The organism is Acidobacteriota bacterium (assembly GCA_016196035.1).
Lineage (GTDB): Bacteria > Acidobacteriota > Blastocatellia > RBC074 > RBC074 > JACPYM01.
Map to the genome: position 1 here is coordinate 18,512 of JACPYM010000109.1, position 19,675 is coordinate 38,186.

The 19,675-nt window shown below is 57.8% G+C and carries 19 protein-coding genes; 11 read left to right on the forward strand and 8 right to left on the reverse strand.

The annotated features are described in order from the left end of the window. Positions 1-183 precede the first annotated feature (183 nt). The 7 genes from HY011_30870 to HY011_30900 form a co-directional block, all read right to left on the reverse strand. Positions 184-723 (reverse strand): peptidylprolyl isomerase, encoded by a 540-nt coding sequence (locus HY011_30870; GenBank protein ID MBI3427352.1) that lies wholly within the window; start codon positions 721-723, stop codon positions 184-186. Positions 724-902: 179 nt separating this feature from the next. After that, on the reverse strand, positions 903-1,547 hold the full coding sequence (locus HY011_30875; protein ID MBI3427353.1) for a peptidylprolyl isomerase: 645 nt from the start codon (positions 1,545-1,547) through the stop codon (positions 903-905). A gap of 22 nt (positions 1,548-1,569) precedes the next feature. Further along, the gene (gene gatB / locus HY011_30880; GenBank protein ID MBI3427354.1) at positions 1,570-3,033 is read right to left on the reverse strand and encodes an Asp-tRNA(Asn)/Glu-tRNA(Gln) amidotransferase subunit GatB; all 1,464 of its coding nucleotides are present in this window, start codon (positions 3,031-3,033) and stop codon (positions 1,570-1,572) included. A gap of 284 nt (positions 3,034-3,317) precedes the next feature. Then, positions 3,318-4,076 carry a methyltransferase domain-containing protein gene (locus tag HY011_30885; GenBank protein MBI3427355.1) on the reverse strand — a complete coding sequence of 253 codons (759 nt, stop codon included), beginning with the start codon at positions 4,074-4,076 and terminating at the stop codon, positions 3,318-3,320. Between the two features lie 4 nt (positions 4,077-4,080). Then, on the reverse strand, positions 4,081-4,311 hold the full coding sequence (locus HY011_30890) for a hypothetical protein (GenBank protein MBI3427356.1): 231 nt from the start codon (positions 4,309-4,311) through the stop codon (positions 4,081-4,083). A 48-nt stretch (positions 4,312-4,359) separates the two neighbouring features. Further along, positions 4,360-4,785, reverse strand: a complete 426-nt coding sequence (locus HY011_30895) for a hypothetical protein (GenBank protein ID MBI3427357.1) — start codon at positions 4,783-4,785, stop codon at positions 4,360-4,362. A gap of 151 nt (positions 4,786-4,936) precedes the next feature. Next, positions 4,937-5,398, reverse strand: a complete 462-nt coding sequence (locus HY011_30900; GenBank protein MBI3427358.1) for a redoxin domain-containing protein — start codon at positions 5,396-5,398, stop codon at positions 4,937-4,939. 541 nt (positions 5,399-5,939) lie between these two features. On the opposite strand from HY011_30900, the gene HY011_30905 reads away from it, so the two are divergent. The 5 genes from HY011_30905 (at position 5,940) to HY011_30925 (ending at position 10,405) form a co-directional block, all read left to right on the forward strand. Further along, positions 5,940-6,620, forward strand: a complete 681-nt coding sequence (locus HY011_30905; protein ID MBI3427359.1) for a sigma-70 family RNA polymerase sigma factor — start codon at positions 5,940-5,942, stop codon at positions 6,618-6,620. A gap of 91 nt (positions 6,621-6,711) precedes the next feature. Continuing rightward, positions 6,712-7,626, forward strand: coding sequence for a hypothetical protein (locus tag HY011_30910; protein ID MBI3427360.1), 915 nt, complete (start codon positions 6,712-6,714; stop codon positions 7,624-7,626). A gap of 159 nt (positions 7,627-7,785) precedes the next feature. Further along, positions 7,786-9,300 carry a PDZ domain-containing protein gene (locus tag HY011_30915; protein MBI3427361.1) on the forward strand — a complete coding sequence of 505 codons (1,515 nt, stop codon included), beginning with the start codon at positions 7,786-7,788 and terminating at the stop codon, positions 9,298-9,300. A 138-nt stretch (positions 9,301-9,438) separates the two neighbouring features. Then, positions 9,439-9,819, forward strand: a complete 381-nt coding sequence (locus HY011_30920; GenBank protein ID MBI3427362.1) for a hypothetical protein — start codon at positions 9,439-9,441, stop codon at positions 9,817-9,819. Further along, the gene (locus tag HY011_30925; GenBank protein ID MBI3427363.1) at positions 9,749-10,405 is read left to right on the forward strand and encodes a thiamine phosphate synthase; all 657 of its coding nucleotides are present in this window, start codon (positions 9,749-9,751) and stop codon (positions 10,403-10,405) included. The genes HY011_30920 and HY011_30925 overlap by 71 nt, the downstream gene beginning before the upstream one ends. Before the next feature lie 5 nt (positions 10,406-10,410). Here the strand turns inward: HY011_30925 and HY011_30930 are convergent, their stop codons facing one another. After that, positions 10,411-11,394, reverse strand: a complete 984-nt coding sequence (locus tag HY011_30930) for an ROK family protein (GenBank protein ID MBI3427364.1) — start codon at positions 11,392-11,394, stop codon at positions 10,411-10,413. 247 nt (positions 11,395-11,641) lie between these two features. Here HY011_30930 and HY011_30935 point away from each other — a divergent pair, with 247 nt between their 5' ends. The 6 genes from HY011_30935 to HY011_30960 all read left to right on the forward strand — a co-directional run bounded on the left by HY011_30935 (position 11,642) and on the right by HY011_30960 (position 19,418). Continuing rightward, positions 11,642-12,286 (forward strand): hypothetical protein, encoded by a 645-nt coding sequence (locus HY011_30935; GenBank protein ID MBI3427365.1) that lies wholly within the window; start codon positions 11,642-11,644, stop codon positions 12,284-12,286. Positions 12,287-12,556: 270 nt separating this feature from the next. Beyond that, complete coding sequence (locus HY011_30940) at positions 12,557-14,401, forward strand: OmpA family protein (GenBank protein ID MBI3427366.1); 1,845 nt, start codon at positions 12,557-12,559, stop codon at positions 14,399-14,401. 61 nt (positions 14,402-14,462) lie between these two features. Beyond that, positions 14,463-14,963, forward strand: coding sequence for a GTP-binding protein (locus HY011_30945; GenBank protein MBI3427367.1), 501 nt, complete (start codon positions 14,463-14,465; stop codon positions 14,961-14,963). Positions 14,964-15,010: 47 nt separating this feature from the next. Next, positions 15,011-16,096 carry a HAMP domain-containing histidine kinase gene (locus tag HY011_30950; protein MBI3427368.1) on the forward strand — a complete coding sequence of 362 codons (1,086 nt, stop codon included), beginning with the start codon at positions 15,011-15,013 and terminating at the stop codon, positions 16,094-16,096. Positions 16,097-16,465: 369 nt separating this feature from the next. Further along, on the forward strand, positions 16,466-17,269 hold the full coding sequence (gene thiD, locus HY011_30955; protein MBI3427369.1) for a bifunctional hydroxymethylpyrimidine kinase/phosphomethylpyrimidine kinase: 804 nt from the start codon (positions 16,466-16,468) through the stop codon (positions 17,267-17,269). Between the two features lie 28 nt (positions 17,270-17,297). After that, positions 17,298-19,418, forward strand: coding sequence for an anaerobic ribonucleoside-triphosphate reductase (locus HY011_30960; GenBank protein ID MBI3427370.1), 2,121 nt, complete (start codon positions 17,298-17,300; stop codon positions 19,416-19,418). Positions 19,419-19,675: the final 257 nt, after the last annotated feature.

Sequence of the window (19,675 nt, forward strand, 5' to 3'; positions counted from 1 at the left end):
TGTTTCTCTTACTTGCTATCCAAGCGCGCGAGTTTAGCTACGAATGCGCGAGAGTGAAAGTTCGGCGACTCTACTCTGGCTTAGCCACAGAGTCACAGAGAAAACTTTGGGATGGCCGTGTTACATCGTCTTGCGGATTCTCACTCTGTGGCTCCGTGCCTCTGTGGCAAATGCCAGCTTGTCTTAATCCTGCACCGTAACCTTCTTCATCACCGCTTTGCTCAGCAACCGCTGCTGCTGATCGGTCGGCTGGGCGGCGATCTTGTCAACGACATCGAGGCCTTCGAGCACTTCGCCAAAGACGGTGTACTGGCCGTTCCATTGCGGGAAGTCGCGCAGGCAAATGAAAAACTGACTGGTGGCGCTGTTGACGTCGTTGCCCTTGCGCGCCGCCCCAAGGACGCCGCGTTTGAATGGTTTCTGGCTGAACTCCGCCTCGACCGTCTGCTGCCCCGGCGCGCCCAAGCCCCACGTGTCGCGGTTGTCGCCCCGTGTATTTGGGTCGCCGCCTTGAATCAGCAGGTTCGGCACTGCGCGATGAAAGCCGAGGCCGTCATAAAAACCCTCGCGCGCCAGCTTCTTGAAATTCTCGACGTGCTTGGGCGCAGTCGCGCCATCGAGTTGAATCTTGATCGTCCCGAAATCGGTTTCTATCGTAGCGATGCCGCCACTGCCACCTTTATGGCAAGCGGCCAAACTAAATGCCAGCAAAGCGGCGCACATCAATTTCATTAACTTCGTCATTCATCTTCTCCGTTCAATTTTGTTGAATAGCAAGCTGAAGGCGAGATTACGGAACAAACGGAAATAACGGAACAGACGGAGGCAAAACCTCTGGGCTGGCCCGAAATTTCCGTTTGTTCCGTAATCTCTTCTTGCCTCACTTTTCCGTGAGGTCGGCCTTATTGCGCCGCCCGTTTCTCCAGATACACCTTCGTCATCGTGATTTTATCGCGCACCTTTTCGCCGCCGGGTTCGGTCGGCATGTTCGAGATGATTTGCACGTTGTTGAGGCCTTGCACGACTTCGCCGACCACGGTGTATTGGCCGTCCCAGGCGGGGCGCGGTTCCAGGCAGATGAAAAACTGGCTGGTGGCGCTGTTATTGTCGTTGCCCTTGCGCGCCATGCCGACGCTGCCGCGTTTGAACGGCACGCTGCTGAATTCTGCCGGGATCGTTTCCTGCCCCGGTTCGCCCATGCCCCACAGCGTTCGGTCGCCTTTGCGCGTTTGCGGATCGCCGCCCTGAATCATGGCGTTCGGCAAGACGCGATGAAAGCCGAGGCCGGCGTAAAAGCCCTCTTTCGTCAGCTTCTTCATTTGGGCCATGTGCTTTGGCGCGATTTCGGGATAGAAGGCGATCTTGAATTTGCCGTATTCGGTCTCGATCACCATCAGTTCATCATCCTGCCTCGGCGCAGGCAACGGTGTGGCGGCGGTGGCAGGCGTGGCCGTCGTCGTCGCTGTGTTTGTCGTAGGCTTGCCCGGCTCGCAGGCAGCGAACGGCAAACCGAGCACCAATAACAATGCCATCTTCGTAATTTTCATAAGTCCAAAATAGCTCCTGTGATTAGCCCAACTTCTGTTTCAGAATTTCATTGACCGCTTTCGGATTCGCCTTGCCACCACTGGCCTTGAGCACCTGACCGACAAAGAAGCCCCTCAACTGCACTTTACCCGCGCGATAGCTTTCCAACTCTTTCGGGTTCCTGGCGATCACCTCGTCCACGATGGTTTCAATCGCCGCAGTGTCGGTGAGCTGCACCAAGCCTTTCTCTTTGACGATCTCGCCGGGTGCCTTGCCTGTGGCGAACATGTCTGCAAAAACATCCTTCGCCATCTTGCCGGAGATTGTGCTGTCATCAATCAACGCGATTAGCGCACCCAGGTCTGCGGCTTTGATCTTGCAGGCGGTGATGTCGGCGTCGGCGTTTTTGAGTTCGCGCAGCAATTCCGACAACACCCAGTTGGCGGCGGCGCGATGATTCTTGGCCGTCTTGGCGGCAGTCTCGAAATAGTCGGCCAGTTCGCGCTGATTGGTCAGGGTGAAAGCATCATCGGTGCTCATCTCATACTCGCGCATGAAGCGTTGCCGCCGCGTTTCGGGCAATTCGGGCAGTTCGTGTTTGAGCGTCTCGATCCATTCGCTTGAGACTTCCAGCGGCGGCAAATCGGGTTCGGGGAAATAGCGGTAATCATGCGCGTCCTCTTTGCTGCGCATCGTGAAGGTCTTATTTTCCTTCTCATTCCAGAGCCGCGTTTCTTGCACGATCTTGCCGCCGGTTTCGAGCACCGTGATCTGGCGCTCAATCTCGTAATCAATCGCCTTTTGCAGGAAGCGCGCCGAATTGATGTTCTTGATCTCGGCGCGCGTGCCAAAGGGCGCGCCCGGACGCCGCACCGAGACGTTGGCATCGCAGCGCAAATTCCCTTCTTCCATATTGCCGTCGCACACGCCGATGAATTGCACGGTGCGCCGCAGGAAGGTCAGGTAATCATAGGCTTCCCAACTGGTGCGGAACTCAGGCTCGCTGACGATTTCAAGCAACGGCGTGCCGGCGCGATTGAGGTCTACATACGACTTCGACGGATCGCCGATGTCGTGCACGGATTTGCCGGCATCCTCTTCGATGTGCGCGCGCGTGATGCCAAAGCGTTTCAGCTTCCATTCGATGGGCCGCCCACCTTCATCGCGCGTGCTGGTCAGAATTTCGACGAAGCCGTGTTCGGAAAAAGGCCGGTCGTATTGCGAAATCTGGTAGCCCTTCGGCAGATCGGGATAGAAGTAATGCTTGCGCGAAAAGATGGATTCATTGTTGATGTGCAGATTGAGCGCCAGCGCCGCTTTCCCGGCTTGTTGCACGGCCTGGCGATTCAGCACGGGCAAACAGCCGGGCAAACCCAACACGACCGGGTCGGTATTGGCATTCGGCTCTTCGCCAAAGGCGGCGGCGGAGGCGCTGAACAATTTCGAGGCAGTCTTTAACTGCACGTGGACTTCCAAGCCGATGACGGCTTCCCAACCTTCTTTCACGAAAAGTCTCCTTGCAGGGTTGAAATCAGGGGTTGAATTGCGGGCGGGAGTATAGCACGGGCGATTCGAGAGCTTGAACGGGGCAAGCAAATCGGCGGATTTGCTTGCGCTGAAAACAGGCTGAATCCTGAATCCTGAATCTTGGTTCCTGATAGCCTAAAAATGCGGCTGACTTTCAAGCTATCAGGAACCAGGATTCAGGATTCAGGATTCAGTGAAAAAGCGGAGGCACCGTCAGACAAGCAGCGTTGGAGTTGCTGAAATGATTTGTCCTGACTACAGATTCACTTCACGCGCACTGCTACGACCCGCAACCGGCGATAGTCGGCATACCAAACGCCAGCGCGAAAATTGGTCGGACGCAGTCGCGCCTCAATCTCGGTCAACGCCGTCTCTTTTGCCTCGACGGGCAAATCCGCAAACATGCTTTCGGCGAACATCGTCAGCCAGTTGCGCATCCCGTCCGCCCCTTCCAGCTTGGTGAAGCGGTCGAAGAGAAAGGCTTGGCGCACCTCCAAGCCCTGCGCTTCGAGCAGCGTGGCGTATGCGCCGATGGAGGGGTAATACCAGGGATGGCGGACTTCGGCTTGGGTGTGGCTGGTCATAACGGCTTGCACTGCCTCAACGATGTTGGCGACGTTGCCCTGCCCGCCGAATTCCGCGACAAACCGTCCGCCGGGTTTGAGGGCCTGGGCAATGCAGGCGGCGGCCTCGGCGGCGCGTGTCACCCAATGTAAGACAGCATTTGAAAAGACGGCATCGCAGGCTTCAGGCAAGCTGAAAGCGCTGGCGTCGCCTTGAACGAATTCGAGTTGCGGATATTGCTGGCGGGCAGTTTCGAGCATTTGCGCCGAGTGATCCAAGCCGATGACACGAGCACCGGACTGAGCAATCTGTGCGGTTAGGTGCCCTGTGCCGCACCCCAAATCCAAAATCAATTCAGCGGGTTGCGGCTGTAGCAGGCTGAGCAAATCCTGGCCGTATTCATAGACAAACGAATGCTTTTGATCATAAAGGGCCGAGTTCCATTCCTGTTGCGCCATAGTTTTATGCTGCCTGATATTCGGGATATTCCCGTTCGATTACCTGCCCCGGAAAGGCCGGCCCGGTGAGCATCAAGAGCGCGTCTTTCAAGACCCTCTTTTGCAATTCACGCTGGCCGGGTTTGCCCAGCGAATTGCCGACTTTGAATTCTTTGGGACACAGCGCGCGTGGCGGACGCATCTGGGCTGAAGCCTCCGGGCTGACGGTGATCAGGATGGTCGGCAACCCACGCATTTCGATTTCACGTTGTACCGCGACGACCGTGCGGTGGCAGACGTTCGGTCAGCCACCGGTTAGCACGATCACATCGGCTTTTGATTTTTTGTCAATGAATTCGGCGATGGCGGGCGCGGTCTCTTCATACATGCGTTTCAATTGCATGGTGTAACCCATATAGCCGACGTGTTCGCGGGCGACGCTGCCGATGAAACCCTCGGCATGCAGTTCGCGCAGAATATCCAGCGGGAAAACGACGTTGATGTCCTGATCGGCATCGCTGTGATCGTAATGATGATGTGTGACCATCAGGTCGGAAGTGGCCGCCTCACCGTTAATCTGCCGGAAGCTAAGATCGCCCAATTCGTCGGCGATGTTGAACGGCTCTTGATCCTTGCGATGGACACCGGCGGCGGTGACAAGCGCCACGGTAAGCTTCGAGAGTTCTTTATCTAACGGAGTAAACGGGACGCATTTTCGATGAAGGGACATTGTGACAGCCTTTCAAAACCTAGGCGGCTAAATAGCTAGCCGGATAGTGGCAGGCGAGGCAGGTAGCGTCACCGGAGAAATTCTACGGATAAACTCAGACCAAGAATGTTCCGCTGACACCAACCTGCCCTGCTGTTTCCACGGATCAGACTTACAGCTTGCGCAACACGTCGTGAATGACTTCGTTGTCGGGTTGCTGACCGATGTCGTGGATGTCCGCGTAAACGACCTTGCCTGCCTTATCAATGACGAAAAGCGCCCGTTCGGTAATGCCATCAGCAGCCCGGTAGGCTCCGAAGGCTTTGGCGGTTGCACCTTTGGGTTCGAAATCGGCAAGTAGCGGGTAGGAAATTCCGCCTAAGCTCTTGGCCCAGGCAACGTGGCTTGGGATGGAATCAACGGATATACCCAGAACCTGGGTATCGGCCTCCTCGAAGCGTTTGAGATCGGCTTCATAAGAAGGCATTTGGATGGTTCAAACAGGGGTCCAGTCAAGCGGGTAAAAAGCGATGAAAACATTCTTCTTACCTTGAAAATCGGAAAGCTTGACCGTGCCCCCCAGATGGCTCTTCAGCTCGAAATCCGGAGCTGCGTCTCCAACTTGGACACTCATGATCTTTCTCCTTTGAATAATGTCGCCACGCCTAAACGTGGCAAGTGAATTGGGTACCGCTTTAATTGTCGAAACAACGCCGCGATTATAGGTAGCGCCAGAGCAGCGGGCAAGCGCGGGCAAATTATTGCTTGAACATCTTCTTCGTAACCAAAACAGACCGTGCAAAAAGATGAAAAGACTGGTAAGAACTTCCAGCCTGTGCCTATTCGATACGATTTTCCAGCTTCAGGGGTGACCAAAATTAAACTGGAAATTTTTTCTTAACATACTGGAACAATTTACAGATACAGGCGTGTCAGCGCGAGGAGGATCGTCATCCGCTACGCTCTTACAACAAGGTTAGGCGACAAAGCAGTGCAAGACCCCAGAACCAAAAAGGTTCCTCATCAACCTTCATTGAGCAGCACTTTGATCCTTCAATCAATTGCGCAATTTCTTTCCGCGCAATTTGCCCTGGGCGAGGGAAAGGCAATCCAAAGCAGTAAGCCTAATTTTAATGAATACGCTAAGTCTCAGTGCTGGATTTCCAGAAACAGGTTTGACCAAACCCAGTTTCAAAAACACCGATGCGGGTGTTTCAGCCACTGCGCCATCTGCCGAGTGGATTAGCACGCAGATGATTGAACACGAGCAGTTGCGCTACGAGGAACTGGATGATCACGCATTGATGGCGGCGACTAAAGTTGGCGACCATGCGGCCTTTTCAGAAATCGTTCAACGTTACAAGAACAAGCTGACCAATTTCATTTACCGGCTGCTAAACGATTACGAGCGCGCGAGCGATTTGGCCCAAGAGACCTTTATTCGGGTTTACATGAGTGCCGACCGCTACGAGGCTTCCAATAGTTTTTCGACTTACATTTACCGGATTGCTCAGAACTTGGCGATCAGCGAGATTCGCCAGCGCAAACGCCGCGGGGTCTTTCAAATGCCCTTCTTCGCTTCGGACAAAGATGGCGAAGAGTTAGAGGTCGAAGTCGCTGACAAGCGCATTATCGCGCCGGAAGATGTGATGATTGACGATGAGCGCCGCGCTGCTGTGCGCCGCGCCATCACGACGCTGCCGGAAAAATACCGCATCGCGCTGGTCTTGCGCGATGTCGAGGGCCGCAGCTACGAAGAGATCAGTGAGATTTTGGATTTATCAGATGGCACGGTGAAATCCCGTATCAACCGCGCCCGAAACTTGTTGAAAGAAAAGCTACGCGATTACCTGTAGTAAGGTGCCAAGACGGTAATCAGGGTGTCCCAGTTCCCGCTTAGGCCGCCCCTGGCGGTTTAGGTCTTTACCGAGTGGAGATCGTAAATTCATGAATTGTGAACAAATCAGAGAGGCAATTGACAGCGGCATCCAGAGTGAAGCTGTGCACGGCCATCTCACCGGCTGCCCAGCTTGTCAGCAATTCGAGGCGGAAACGTCTTCGCTGCTGTCCATGCTGAGCGCGCAACCCCGCGTCAAAGCGCTCGCCGCTTTCGAGACTCAGTTGCAAGCCCGTTTGCAAACTGTGCTGGCGAGCGAAGAGTCTAAGTTAACCGCATTGCTGGGTTCCCTGCCCGTGGTTACCGCCCCCGCGAGCTTTGAAGCACAGTTGCAGGCGCGGTTGGCGAGCAAAGAAGTCAACGTGGCCGCACTGGTCGGGGCCTTGCCCGCCATCGGCGCACCCGGCGATTTCGATTTCCGGCTGCGTGCGCGGCTGGCACAAACCAACGCCGAACAGGCAGCCCGTGGCCCGTTGGTTTGGCTGGCAGATTTCTGGACCAAATCGTTTTCGTTTGGGCCAGCGGCAACTGCCATGGCGGCGCTCGCCGTAGTGGTGGCGTTTAGCGTGACGCAACTCAAGCGTGAGACGGCGCAACCGAACGACACATCCGCATTGGTGGCGAAGGTTGAGATGCCGAAAGCGCCTGCGACTCACCAACTGGACGTGCCTGCCCCGCTGGCTTCGAATCAAGTAACGCCTGCCCGGCAAACAATTGCCGTCAAAGCGTCAACACGAACCAACCGCCCGTTGACGCCTGCCGCCAGTGCCAGCAGTAAAGCGCTGGCAACGCCGGTGGACGAACGCCAGTTGGTCGCGAGCAATCTGAACGAACAAACCGTGTTCTCGTCTGTCACGCGCCAGGAAATGAAAGTTTCGCGTAGCCCGGTCGCCTATTATGGGCAGCAACTGGCGAAATCCGTTCCGGCGTTGAAGGCAGACACGCTGAGCGTGGCCGCGTTTTAACCTGCTCTCAATGAATAAAATAGGCCGCAGGTTACGCGTTCGTTGCCTGCGGCCTTTCTTGCCTGAAAGCCCCCCGTTCCACCTTCATTTCTTTTTTCTCAAATGCAGGTTCGTTTTCTCATCCTCTGGTTTGGTCTGATTGGCCTGGGCGGATTGTTTTTGGCTGAGCGAAGCGCTGCGCAAACGCTTCGGCAACAAAGCAAGCCCCGGCAACCCAAACCCGCGCTGCCCGTGCCCACGTCGAACCCGGCAACACCTGCGTTAAACAAAGTCGTTCCCGGGCTGGTTTATATCCATCAGACGCTTGATCTGCGTCCGGTGGAAGAGACCCTGATGACCCTGGACGGTGAACCGGTGCCGCCGTTGCTGTTCAAGAATGTCACCTTGGGCGTGGTGGTGGATGCCGCAGGGCTGATCGTCACGCGGTTGGTGGGTGTTTCGCCCAACAATCCGCCGCTCGAAGTCACGGTTTTGGGGCAGGGTCTGAGCAAACCTTATCCGGCAAAATTCCTTGGGCTTGATTCCGTGACGGGGCTTTGCGTGCTCAAGGTCGAAGGCGCCCCGTTCACCCCGCCCCAATTCGCCGAACCGGTTTCCTTGCCGGCGCAATTGGCGGTCAAACTCAAAGGGTTCCACGCCAACCAGGGGCAAAGTCAGTTCAACACGCGTCCGCGCATCCACACGACAGAAGGCCGCGTCATTAAGGCGGTCAAGGATTTCCGTTACACACCGGGCAATCCGTTTTATCAATTGGCCGACCCACAACTGACGCCCGTACAGGATGGCAGTCTGGTTTTCGAAGGGGAAAATTCACTCTTTGGGCTGGCCGTTTATGACACGCTTGGCGAAGGCCAGAGCCTGGTCTATCCGATTGCGCGCGTGCTCGACATCGTCGCCAAAGTCGTCAAGGCCAATGAAAGTTTGGCGTATGGCTGGCTCGGCGCGACGCCTGACCTGGATATGTCGGCGCCGATTTCCACAACGATAACTGGACAGGCCAAACCGGAATTGGGAGTGCGCGTGCGCGCGGTTTTCCCCGACAGTCCGGCGGAACTGGCAGGCATCAAAGCGCGCGATATTTTGCTGAGCCTGAATGACCGGCGCGTCGAGAGCAATGCGCAATTGGGTTCGGCCCTACGCCAATTGCCGCCCGAAAGCGAAGTCACGATCCGGCTCAAACGCGACAACGAATACAAGCTCGTCAAAGCCAAACTCGCGCCTTCGCCGGCGAGCGAACCCAGTCAAATGATCCCGGCGTTGATGAAACAACTGGAAACCATGAAATCGCGGTTGAATGCTATGCCACTTAACGATCCGGGCCGCGCCACATTTGAGGGCAAGGTCGAAACGATGGATTCGATCTTGAAAAGTGTGACGGGGCCGGCCCAGCCCGACGTGCGCTTGCGCGTTTTTTATGGGCTTGAAGTGCAACCGCTCAGCGCGCAGATGCTGGCCTATTTTGCCGCGCCCAATGGCCTGCTGGTCACTTCTTTGAACGACAAACAACGGCTGGCCGAAGGCGGTTTGCAAGCCGGCGATGTCATCGTCAAGGTCGGCGCGCAACCCGTCACCGATGTCGCCAAACTGCTGGCCGCTCTCGATGAAGGGGCGGGCGTGGCGGAAGTCACGGTGCAACGCCGCCGCAGTCCCCTCACGCTCAAACTCACACGCTAAGGCGTCAGGCAAAATTGATGACAACCAGGCAAGCAGGTCAAGGGTGGCCTGCTTCTTTTCTATGAGGCCAAGTTGCGGCGTTCTGTGCGGGCCTGTTATGCTGCGGCCTCGTTTCATTTTTGAGGAGTCAGAATTCAGGTGCGCCAGAACTTATCCGCCAAAATTACGGTCATTGTTTATATTCTGATCTGCTTTGAGGTGGGTCTGATGCTGTTGATCCTGCCTTGGACACGCTATTGGGATGACAACTTCTTCCTCTATTTCGTCACGGGCAAGCTCAATTCGCCCGGTCTGTTGTCCTTTCTCACCAGCGGCTGGGTGCGCGGCGCGGTGACCGGTTTAGGGATCGTCAACCTGCTGGCCGGGCTGCGTGACTTGTTCAAATTTCGCGAGAGCGTATACCTGCTTTCCGGCCATCAAATTTATCCTGCTGTGAGTAGTTCCGCCGATGCCATTGCATCTGACTCATCCGTCAATTTACCTGATCACCGACCGCCAAGCATTCCGCCCCAAGTCTAAAACCGCTTCAGATTCTGAACTCTGGCAAGCGCAATTGGCCGCGCTGCAATTGGCCGCCCAGGCCGGTTGCCAATTCATTCAGATTCGGGAAAAAGATTTAGCGCCGCGTGAGTTGAGCGAATTCACCCGCGCGGCCATTGCTTTGGTACGCCCCTACGGCGCCAAAGTCCTCGTCAACAACCGGCTGGATGTCGCCCTGGCAGCCGGGGCGGATGGCGTGCATCTGCGCGTCAACTCGCTGCCTGTGGCGGAAGTCCGGCGCTGTGTCGCCGCTGATTTTTTGGTCGCCGCCTCCACGCATTCATTGGCCGAAGCCCAAACCGCCGCGCGCGACGGTGCCGATTTCATCGTTTGCGGGCCAGTCTTTGACACTCCCTCTAAACGTGAATACGGTGCGCCCCTCGGAATCGAAGCTTTCGCAAAAGTTTGCCGCGCGGTCAGCATACCTGTGTTCGCGCTTGGCGGCATCAAGTTGGAAAACTTTCGCGCGCCATTGGTAAACGGAGCGGCAGGAATTGCGGCCATCGGACTTTTTACCCAGCCGGACAAACTCGTCGAAACTGTCCAGACGTTACGGCAAAGCTGAATTTCTTACGGCCCGCCCCATTCTTTTGGCTGACTCAATGCCGCCATCAGGGCTGCGACATCACCGATGCGCGCGCCCAACGCGGCGGGCACAATTTCGCAAGCCGCCACGGCTGGCGGCAAAGCTTCTTCGGCTAGAGCGCGGCGCGCCGGAGCCAAGACCCGCTCGCCCAACACCACCGCCAGCGAACCGAGCACGATCAATTGCGGATTCAGCGTATCCACCAGCAACGCCAACCCGCGCCCCATCCATTGGCCCGCTTCCGCCGCGACCGCCAGCGCCTGCGGATCATCGGCCAGCATCGCGTTGACGAGTTCGCGAATCGGCGTCGCGCGCGGCCAACGGGCTGGAAATAGTTGATGTGCCAGTTCGACCAAGCCTGCGCCCGAAGCAAAGCCTTCCCACGAACCGGCTTTGCCAAAACCGATGGGACCTGCCCACGCCAGCCGCAGGTGGCCGACTTCACCCGCCGTGTCGCTGGCCCCGTGCAACACGCTTCCATTGACGATCAAGCCCGCGCCCAGGCCCGTGCCGAAGGTCAGAAAGATCAGGTGGCGCAAATCCGCGCGTCCGCGCCCCGCGCCGAAATGGAATTCGGCCAGCGCGCCAGCGTTGCCATCGTGTTCGATAAAAACGGGCAGGTGCGGAAAGGCCGCGGCCAGCCGCGCTTTTAACGCGACGCCGTGCCAGCCCGGCAAATGCGGCGGATTGAGCAACACGCCTGCGGCAATACGCAATGGCCCGCCGATGGAAACGCTGATTGCGGCAATGCGGCGTTGCTGTTGCGTTGCGACAGTGATGACCTGCTGCATCAATTCGCCTAGACGTGGGAAGACTTCAGCGAAGGGCCGCCCGGCTTCGGTGGCAATTTCGTGCCGCTGCAAGATGACGCCCGCGCGTGTCCCTTCGACCATGGCGGTTTTGGTGCCGCCGACATCCAGACCAAGGATGGTCGCGTTTTCCGGTGAACTATCTGACAGGGAATGCAATTTTCTCGCTCCTTTTGTGCCGCTGCGCGTGGGCAGCCGCCCGCGCGTATTGCAGTTTTCCGAAAAGATCAATTATGCTGATGGTGCAATCGGACTCAATCAACGTTTCACCATCTGAACAATTTGAGAATCTCGTTTCCCCCGGACGCTTGGCGTCAAACCTCGTGAGTTTTTTTGCGCTCGCGTTGTCTGCCCCTCGGCGCACAGCGCAGCGCGTGCTAACAGCTTCGCTTCAAGGAGAACCGCTATGGAACCCAATGTCATCGCCATGCCGGTGCCCGCGCCCATGCCGCCTATGCCGCCCACGCACGAGGCCGCGCCGCAATACCCGCAAGCCGTGCCCAATTTACCCGCCGCACCCGACGCCGCCAGCGGAGCCGAAAGCGGCAGCGTGGATAAAATCCGCGACATTTTGTTTGGCTCGCAAATGCGCGATTACGACAAACGCTTTGCGCGGCTCGAAGAGCGCTTGTTGAAAGAATCCGGCGAGTTGCGCGAAGAAACACGCCGCCGTTTTGACTCGCTCGAAAATTATATCCGCGCCGAATTCAGTTCCCTGTCCGACCGCGTCAAAAATGACGCCCACCGGCGCGATGAACTGAATGAAGCCATGTCCCTGCATTTGCAAGAGACGGCCAAAAGCATCGAGCGCAAACTCTGGCAACTGGATGAACAGACCGCCCAGGCCCAACGCGACCTGCGCCAACAGTTGCTCAATCAATCCAAAGAACTCAACGACGAGATTCACCGCAAGAGCGAAGAACTCGCGGCGGATTTGACGCGCGAAGCCAGCGAATTGCGCCACGACAAGACCGACCGCGCCGCGCTCGCCGATCTGTTCACCGAACTGGCGCTGCGGCTGAACAATCAGTTTCGTTTGCCAGGTGAATAGAAATTGGTAACTGCTCAGCCCTGGTGCGCCCGCGTCTCGCGGGCAGGCGCATGGCGGCGGACGGCTGGCTGCTGAAAAGGTAACCCTGTGGCCTGTCTCCGCCCAGCGCCACGCGCCTGCCCGCGAGACGCGGGCGCACCAGGGCAAATGGGAAGTCTGGAGAAGTCTGGGGAAGTCCGAACGATTCGCTGTGCTGTACCGCTGGACTAAAAGACTTCCCCAGACTTCCCCAGACCTCTCTGGACGTTCCCAGACTTCCCCAGACTATTCATGAGCGACCATCCGCTGCGCATTGTCCCCACACAGTCCAAACCGCCTGAACCGGCGGCAGAGACAATGCCTACGCTGGATGAAGCCGCCACCGATCAAGCCAAAATCGCCGAGTTGCGCCGCCTGCTGCTGACGCCGGAACAGCAGCAACTCGCTGAAATCCAAACGCGCTTAAACGATCACCGGGGCCGCGTCAAAGACCTGAGCAGTTTGCTGCCCGATGCCGTCAGCACGCGCAACCGGCAGGATGAAGCCTTGACCGCCGCGCTGACGCACAATATCGGCCCGGCGCTCAAACAGGCGATCAAACACGACCCGTCCGCCGTCATCGAAGCCGTCACGCCCGTCATCGGCCCCGCCATCCGCCAGGCCATCACCAAGGCGTTGAACGAATTCGTCCAGTCCATTGACGAGACGATGAAATACAGCGTTTCGGCGCGCGGGCTGAAGTGGCGCTTTGAGGCGCTCAAAACCGGGCGCTCGTTTGCCGAAGTGGTGATGTACCACACGCTGCTTTACCGCGTGGAACAGGCGTTTCTCTTCCACAAAAAAACCGGTCTGTTGTTACAACACGTCGCGACATCCACGGCGGTCTCGAAAGACGCCGATATGATTTCGGGCCTGCTCACGGCCATCAATGATTTTGCGCACGATTCGTTCAATGCGACCGCCGAGCAAAATCTGATGAAGCTCGATTACGGCGATCTCGAAGTCTGGATCGAAGGCGGCACAACGCCCGTTGACCTGGCCTACATTGCGGTCGTCATCAACGGCAACGCGCCCGAAGGCTTGCGCACCGAGGTCTTGCTGCCCGCGCTCGAAGCCATCCACGGCAAACAGCGCGAGGACTTGCTCTCGTTTGATGGCGACACCAGCCCCTTCGACTTGAGCCGCCCGCATTTGGAAGAATGTTTGCGGGCGCAATATCGCGGCAAGTCGCCCGTCACTGAACAACCCAAAGGCTTTCGCTTGCCAGCCACGGTCGCCGTGCCGCTGGCGCTGCTCTTGCTGCTCTTGGGCGTATGGGGCTTTTTCAACTGGCGCGCGCAACGGCGCTGGAATGCGTACTTGAACACGTTGCAAGCAACTCAGGGCGTAATCGTCACTGAACAGGGGCATAGCGGCCTCGGTTTATTCAGCCCGCGTTTTCACAACGAAGGCTTGCGCGATCCGTTGGCGAGTGATCCGGCGGCGCTCTTACCCGCACAAAATCTTGCCCCCGCCAAAGTGGCGAGCACGTGGAAGCCATTTTACTCCCTTGATCCCGCGTTGGTGCTGGCGCGCGCCAACCACGTGCTTGAACCGCCGGCATCCGTCAAACTGAATGTTGAAAACGGCGTGCTCAAAGTCAGCGGCGATGCCCCGCAACAATGGCTCGAAACCGCGCGCCGCCTGACCCGCGCCTTGCCCGGCATCACGCAACTCGATGAAAGCGGCCTGCTCACCGCCGAGGCGCGCGAACAGCTCAAGCTCAAAGAAGAAATCGAATTTGTGTCTCTGTATTTCAACACCGGCACGGCCCAACCTGCGCCCGGACAGACCGCCGCCTTGCAAAAGCTAACCCAGCAGGTCAAGCGGCTGTTCGCCCTGGCCGCGCTCACCGGCAACCAACCGCAACTCGAAATTACCGGCCACACCGACACCGAAGGCGGCACGGATTTTAATCAACGGTTGAGCCAGGAGCGCGCCGACCGTGTGCTGAACGCGCTGGTGAGCAGCGGGATTGACCGTCAACACTTGCACGCCGTCGGGTTAGCGACCAAAGTTCCTTTGCGCGCCGAACAATCGGCGGAAGACAAACAACTCAATCGCCGCGCGTCCGTCCAAGTCGCGTGGCAGAATTGAGTGCATCACGCGGAACAGGCCTGGCCCTGTTTCCCCAAGGCTGACCCCAGCAGCGGTATTTATGTTACACAAGAAGAAAGTCTGTTTACTTGGCGCCTTTGCCGTCGGCAAGACCAGTCTGGTGCGGCGTTATGTCGAGGCCATTTACTCCGACAAATACCTGACCACGGTCGGCGTCGAAATCAAAAAGCGCACCGTCCAGGTCGGCGAACACGAAGTTTATCTGGTGATCTGGGATTTGGCCGGTGAAGACGAATTCCAGAAAGTGCAGTTGAGTTATCTGCGCGGAGCTTCCGGCTATTTGCTGGTGGCCGACGGCACGCGGCGCACGACGCTCGACACCGCCAAGGTCTTGCAACAACGCGTCAACGACAGCGTCGGCCCGGTGCCCTTCATTCTGCTGGTCAATAAAACCGACTTGCACAGCGAATGGGAAATTGACGAGGCCGCGCTGGCCGAGTTTAGCGCCGCCGGCTGGCACATCGTCAAAACCAGCGCGAAAAGCGGTGACAACGTCGAGGCCGCGTTTCAAACATTGGCTGAGTTGACGTTGACCAAGTGAACAAGGCTTTTCATTTTGTAACTACTGCATCATTTCATCTGATTGCTATGCTTGAACTGCCCTCCCGCATCCAGCAACACTTGCATGCGTTGATCGCCGAAAACCGTTCGCCCGCGTTTATCCTGTGTGATGCCGCCGGGAATCTGACGGCTTTTGGCGGCGCGTTGGAAACCTACGGCCTGACGCAGTTGGAACTCGGCGCGCCCGCAGATGAGCAAATCTTCCTGCTCACCGGGCTGCTCCCGCTCGAAAAAGAAGAGTTGCAACCCTGCGTACACACCGAATCGGGCTGCCCAGCGGATTTGCATTTCCTCAAAGCCGAAGAAGGCGATTACGTGTTGTTCCTGGATGCCTCGAAGCAGGAAGAGCAACAGCGGCTGATGCAACAAAAAGGCAATGAACTGAGCCGCAACTATCAACGGCTGACCAAAGAGATTCAGAAGAAAGAAATCCTGCTGCATTGCATCGTGCATGATCTGGCCGGCCCGCTGCTCGGCATCAAAGGCGGCTATGAATTGCTCGCCAACGAGAACATCTCGCCCCAGGGCAAAAAGTTTTTAGAGATTGGTCTGCGCCAGGCCGACAAGCAGGAAAAGCTGATCAAGGACATCCTGCACGCCTTTGCCGCTGAGGTCGAAGCGCTCGACTCCTTCACCATTGACCCGGCCAGCGCGCCCGACGTCGCCCAAGTCATCAAAGACGTCGTCGAAGCGCTGCAACCGGCCTTCACGCTGCATCACGTCAAATTGCAAATCGCGCCCGGCCTGGAGTTCGCCCGCAACTGGAAAGTCGTCGGCGAAAAATCCCGGCTGGAACGCATCATCTCCAACCTGACCGAAAACGCGCTGCGCCACAGCCCGCCCGACACCACCGTCACCGTCGGCTGTTACGCCGACGAACACGACCAAATCCTAATCGCCATTGACGACGAAGGCCCCGGCATCCCGCCCGAAGTCGCACCCACCCTCTTCCAAAAGTTTTCCCAAGGGAAAAAAGGCAAAGGCAAAGTCGGCCTGGGACTCTATTTCTGCCGCATCACCGTCGAACAATGGGGCGGCCTCATCGGCCACGCACCACGTGAAGGCCAAGGCTCACGCTTTTGGTTTCGTTTGCCACGGCCAAAAGCAATTTGAAATTGATAGAACGCACGAGCAAAGAGCCGAGAGTGCTAGACCGGGTTTCATTTCAGTGTACTGGAAAAGTCGTATCTAGGGACGGTACCGCGCGCGTCAGCAAGCGGGGCCTGCACACCATCGCCAATCCGCCTCACTTGACGTGCCGCTTGCTGACGCGCGCGGTACTGTCCCGGCGTATTGTTCCCGTATACGCAATGGCAAGCCGCTCTAAAGCTTGAGCTTCATGCACTTTCCCTTCACCACCCCAATCCGGCCATTTGCCCCGTCCCAAGATAGTGTTATGATGCCCGCGTATTCCCACTAGATAAAGTGCTTTAAGCAACCGCGGCAATCGCTCACCGCGTTTCTTATTGAATGACGTTTGGCATGCGTGTTGTATTGACCATTGCCGGTTTCGATCCGTCCGCTGGGGCGGGGACGCTGGCCGACATTAAAACATTGGCAGCCTTCGGTTGTTTTGGCGTCGCGGCGGTTACTTCGTTGACCGCGCAAAATACGCAGGCCGTGTATGGCGCTTATCATCAACCGGCAACGGTGGTGCGCGCGCAACTCGCGCCGCTGTTAGAGGACTTTGACATCGCGGCGGTCAAACTGGGCATGCTGCCCAATCGCGCGATCATTGAAACCGTCGCAGAGATCATCACCGCGCATAAGCTCCCAAACATCGTGCTCGATCCGGTGATCCGTTCGACCAGCGGCTACGATTTGATTGACGACGCGGCGCTCACGGCATTGGTTAAATACCTGCTGCCGCTGGCCGACATCATCACGCCCAATCTGCCCGAAGCAGAACGGCTGACGGGCCTCCCGGTAAAGGATGTAGCGGGGATGCGGCAAGCGGCGAAATATCTGCGCGACAAATCCGCAATCCGCAATCCGCAATCCGCAATTCTGATCAAGGGCGGTCATTTGCCGGATGAGGCGACTGATCTGTTTGATGATGGGCAAACTACACACTTGCTCTATGCGCCTAAAATCTCCACACGCAACACGCACGGCACGGGTTGCACACTTTCGTCCGCCATCGCGGCAGGCTTGGCGTTAGGGGCTGAAATGCCGCAGGCGGTGCAACGCGCCAAAGAGTATGTGAGCGCCGCGCTGCGTAGCGCGCCCGACTTAGGCCACGGCGCTGGCCCCTTGAATCACTGGTTTTCGTTTGAGCAAGGCTGATCCCCTGGCTTGTTCACTTTGTTCCTGTATGAGCAATTCTCTGAGTCCAGCAGTCTCCACACCCGCCCCGTTGACCGAGCCTGAACTCGTTGTCCGCCAATCCAGCGAAGAGTTCGCGCCTTTTGACCCGCAACGCATCACGGATGCGCTCGTCCGCGAAACCCGGATTGCGCCCGAATTGGCGCAGCAAATCAGCCTGGAAATTCAAGAACAACTCCACCGCTCCGGCATGCGCGCGTTGACCGCGCCGTTGATTCGCTGTCTGGTGGACGCCAAGCTGCTCGAATACGGCCAGACCGCCGCCTATCGTTTGCACACGCGGCTGGGCGTGCCGCTGTATGACGTAGATCGCGCCATCCAAGCCGCCCCGCGCGAAACCGAAACGGCCTTGCACGGCCCCGATGGCACGAGCCTCGCGCTGGCCGCAGAGATCAAACGCGAATACGCCATGCTGGCGGTCTTTTCTGAAACGGTCGCCAACGCGCATCTGGCGGGTGATTTGCACATCGAAAACCTGGGCGAGATAGATCGCCCGACGACGATGATCGGTTCGCTCGATTTCATCAAACGGTATGGCGTGCGCTTGCCCGGCGGGTTTGCCGGTTCGCGTCCGGCGCGGCGACCCGAAGTGTTGGCCGCGCATCTGGTCAAACATACGGCGGCGTTGCACGGCTATTTCAGCGAAGCGCTCGCCTGGGATTCGGTCAACTTTGCGATTGCGCCGCTGCTGGTGGGTCTCAATCAACGCGAGATGAAACAGATCGCGCAGGTGCTGTTGTTTGAATTGTCGGCCCCAGCCGTGGCGCGCGGCGGCCAGTTGGTGCATTGCGATCTGCATCTGGACTGGGATTGCCCGCCCTATTTGCAAGACGCCCCAGTCGTGGGCGCGGGCGGCGAAAAACAACTGGCGACCTATGGTCAGCACGTCGCCGTCGCGCGCGATTTTCTCAAAGCGTTTTTTGAAGTTTATCTGGAAGGCGATGGCCAGGGGCTGCCCTTCACCGGCCCGCGCCCAGTGTTACATGTCACCGAGGATTTGCTGGCCACCCCCGGCCAGCGCGGCGTGTTGGAATTGATTATGCGCGCCGCCACCGAACGCGGCGGCGTCTTGCTGGTCTTTGATCGCCCGTTGAATTCGGCGGCGGAAGCGGCTGTCGCCAAAGCTGAAGCGGCGTCGCAGTCCTTTACCGCGCGCTATGGCGTCAACGCCAGCAAGCTGCAACGCGCGCCCGAAAGCTGGCAATGGCGCGCCGCGCTGTTTTCTGCGGTCGCCATCAATCTGCCACGGCTGGCCTATCGCGCGGCGGGCAGCGAAGCGCGCTGCTTTGCCTTGCTCAGCGATTTGCTGGAATTGGCCGCCCAGGCTTCGCTGGAAAAGCGCGTCTTTCTGGAAAAGCTGTTGGCGCGCGGCGAAGCAGGCGCGCTGTCGTTGCTGGCCATGCGGCAGGATAACGAACAGTTTCTGCCGCTCGGCTGGACGGCGCACGCCCTCTGTCCAGTGGGTCTGGCTGAACTGACACAAGGCCTCACCGGCAAGGCCCTGGGTGCTGACGCCAGCGCCAATGAATTTGCCGCGCGCATTGCCGCGCACTTGCACCAGGAAGCCGAACGGCTCTCGCTCAAACACAAAGTCCGCTTCCATATCGCCGAATCGCACGACCTGAGCGCCCCGCATCGTTTCGCGCGGCTCGACCTGCGCCACTATGACGGCGCGGTCTTTCAAGCGCTGAGTTTGGAATCTGCCGCCGAAGAAGAGGTCTTTTACACCAACGCGCTCAAGCTGCCGATTCAGCATCGGCTGAATTTGCTGGAACGGTTGAAGCTGGAGGGAGATTTGCAGGCGGGCAATATCTGGGGCGGCGCTTCGGCCTTGTGGCTGGGCGAAAGCGTGCCGACGCTCGAACGGTTATTGGCGCTGCTGCTGCTGGTGTTTCATCAAACGCAACTGCCGGCGTTAGCGCTGGCGCCTGAATTTACGATCTGTCTGGCCTGTCTGAACGCGACGCGCGGGCCAAGCACGACTTGCCCGCAATGTGGCTCAGCCCGGCTCGACAACCTCGCGTTAGCCGCCAATCGCTATAGCTATGTTTCAACCTGGCCGCGCTGGATGCAGCGCAAATTGCAGATGCGGCGGCGCGATGAAATCTAGCTTTCAAGCTGAAGAGAATCTGCCGCAGATATACGCAGGCAACCGCAGATAACTGAAAGTCTGTGCGTAATTCCGACCTTGTGTTTACAAGGGGTTTAGCGCCAGCTGCGCGGCCTGTTTATAGTTGCGGTGAGCAGCGCTTCCCAAGCTCCAGCGGAGCGACATCTGACACATGCCGCTCCGCTGGAGCTGGCGCGCAATCATCACGCGGCTTCTATAAACATTTGGCTCCGCTGGAGCCGGATTCGGTGCTTTCT

Coding starts and splice junctions, on each gene's coding strand:
- HY011_30925 (MBI3427363.1), top strand. CDS start 9,749: ATGCCATTGCATCTGACTCATCCGTCAATTTACCTGATCACCGACCGC.
- HY011_30890 (MBI3427356.1), bottom strand. CDS start 4,311: ATGCGTGGGTTGCCGACCATCCTGATCACCGTCAGCCCGGAGGCTTCA.
- HY011_30950 (MBI3427368.1), top strand. CDS start 15,011: ATGCTTGAACTGCCCTCCCGCATCCAGCAACACTTGCATGCGTTGATC.
- HY011_30940 (MBI3427366.1), top strand. CDS start 12,557: ATGAGCGACCATCCGCTGCGCATTGTCCCCACACAGTCCAAACCGCCT.
- thiD (MBI3427369.1), top strand. CDS start 16,466: ATGCGTGTTGTATTGACCATTGCCGGTTTCGATCCGTCCGCTGGGGCG.
- HY011_30960 (MBI3427370.1), top strand. CDS start 17,298: ATGAGCAATTCTCTGAGTCCAGCAGTCTCCACACCCGCCCCGTTGACC.
- HY011_30870 (MBI3427352.1), bottom strand. CDS start 723: ATGTGCGCCGCTTTGCTGGCATTTAGTTTGGCCGCTTGCCATAAAGGT.
- HY011_30935 (MBI3427365.1), top strand. CDS start 11,642: ATGGAACCCAATGTCATCGCCATGCCGGTGCCCGCGCCCATGCCGCCT.
- HY011_30875 (MBI3427353.1), bottom strand. CDS start 1,547: ATGAAAATTACGAAGATGGCATTGTTATTGGTGCTCGGTTTGCCGTTC.
- HY011_30945 (MBI3427367.1), top strand. CDS start 14,463: ATGTTACACAAGAAGAAAGTCTGTTTACTTGGCGCCTTTGCCGTCGGC.
- HY011_30895 (MBI3427357.1), bottom strand. CDS start 4,785: ATGTCCCTTCATCGAAAATGCGTCCCGTTTACTCCGTTAGATAAAGAA.
- HY011_30885 (MBI3427355.1), bottom strand. CDS start 4,076: ATGGCGCAACAGGAATGGAACTCGGCCCTTTATGATCAAAAGCATTCG.
- HY011_30910 (MBI3427360.1), top strand. CDS start 6,712: ATGAATTGTGAACAAATCAGAGAGGCAATTGACAGCGGCATCCAGAGT.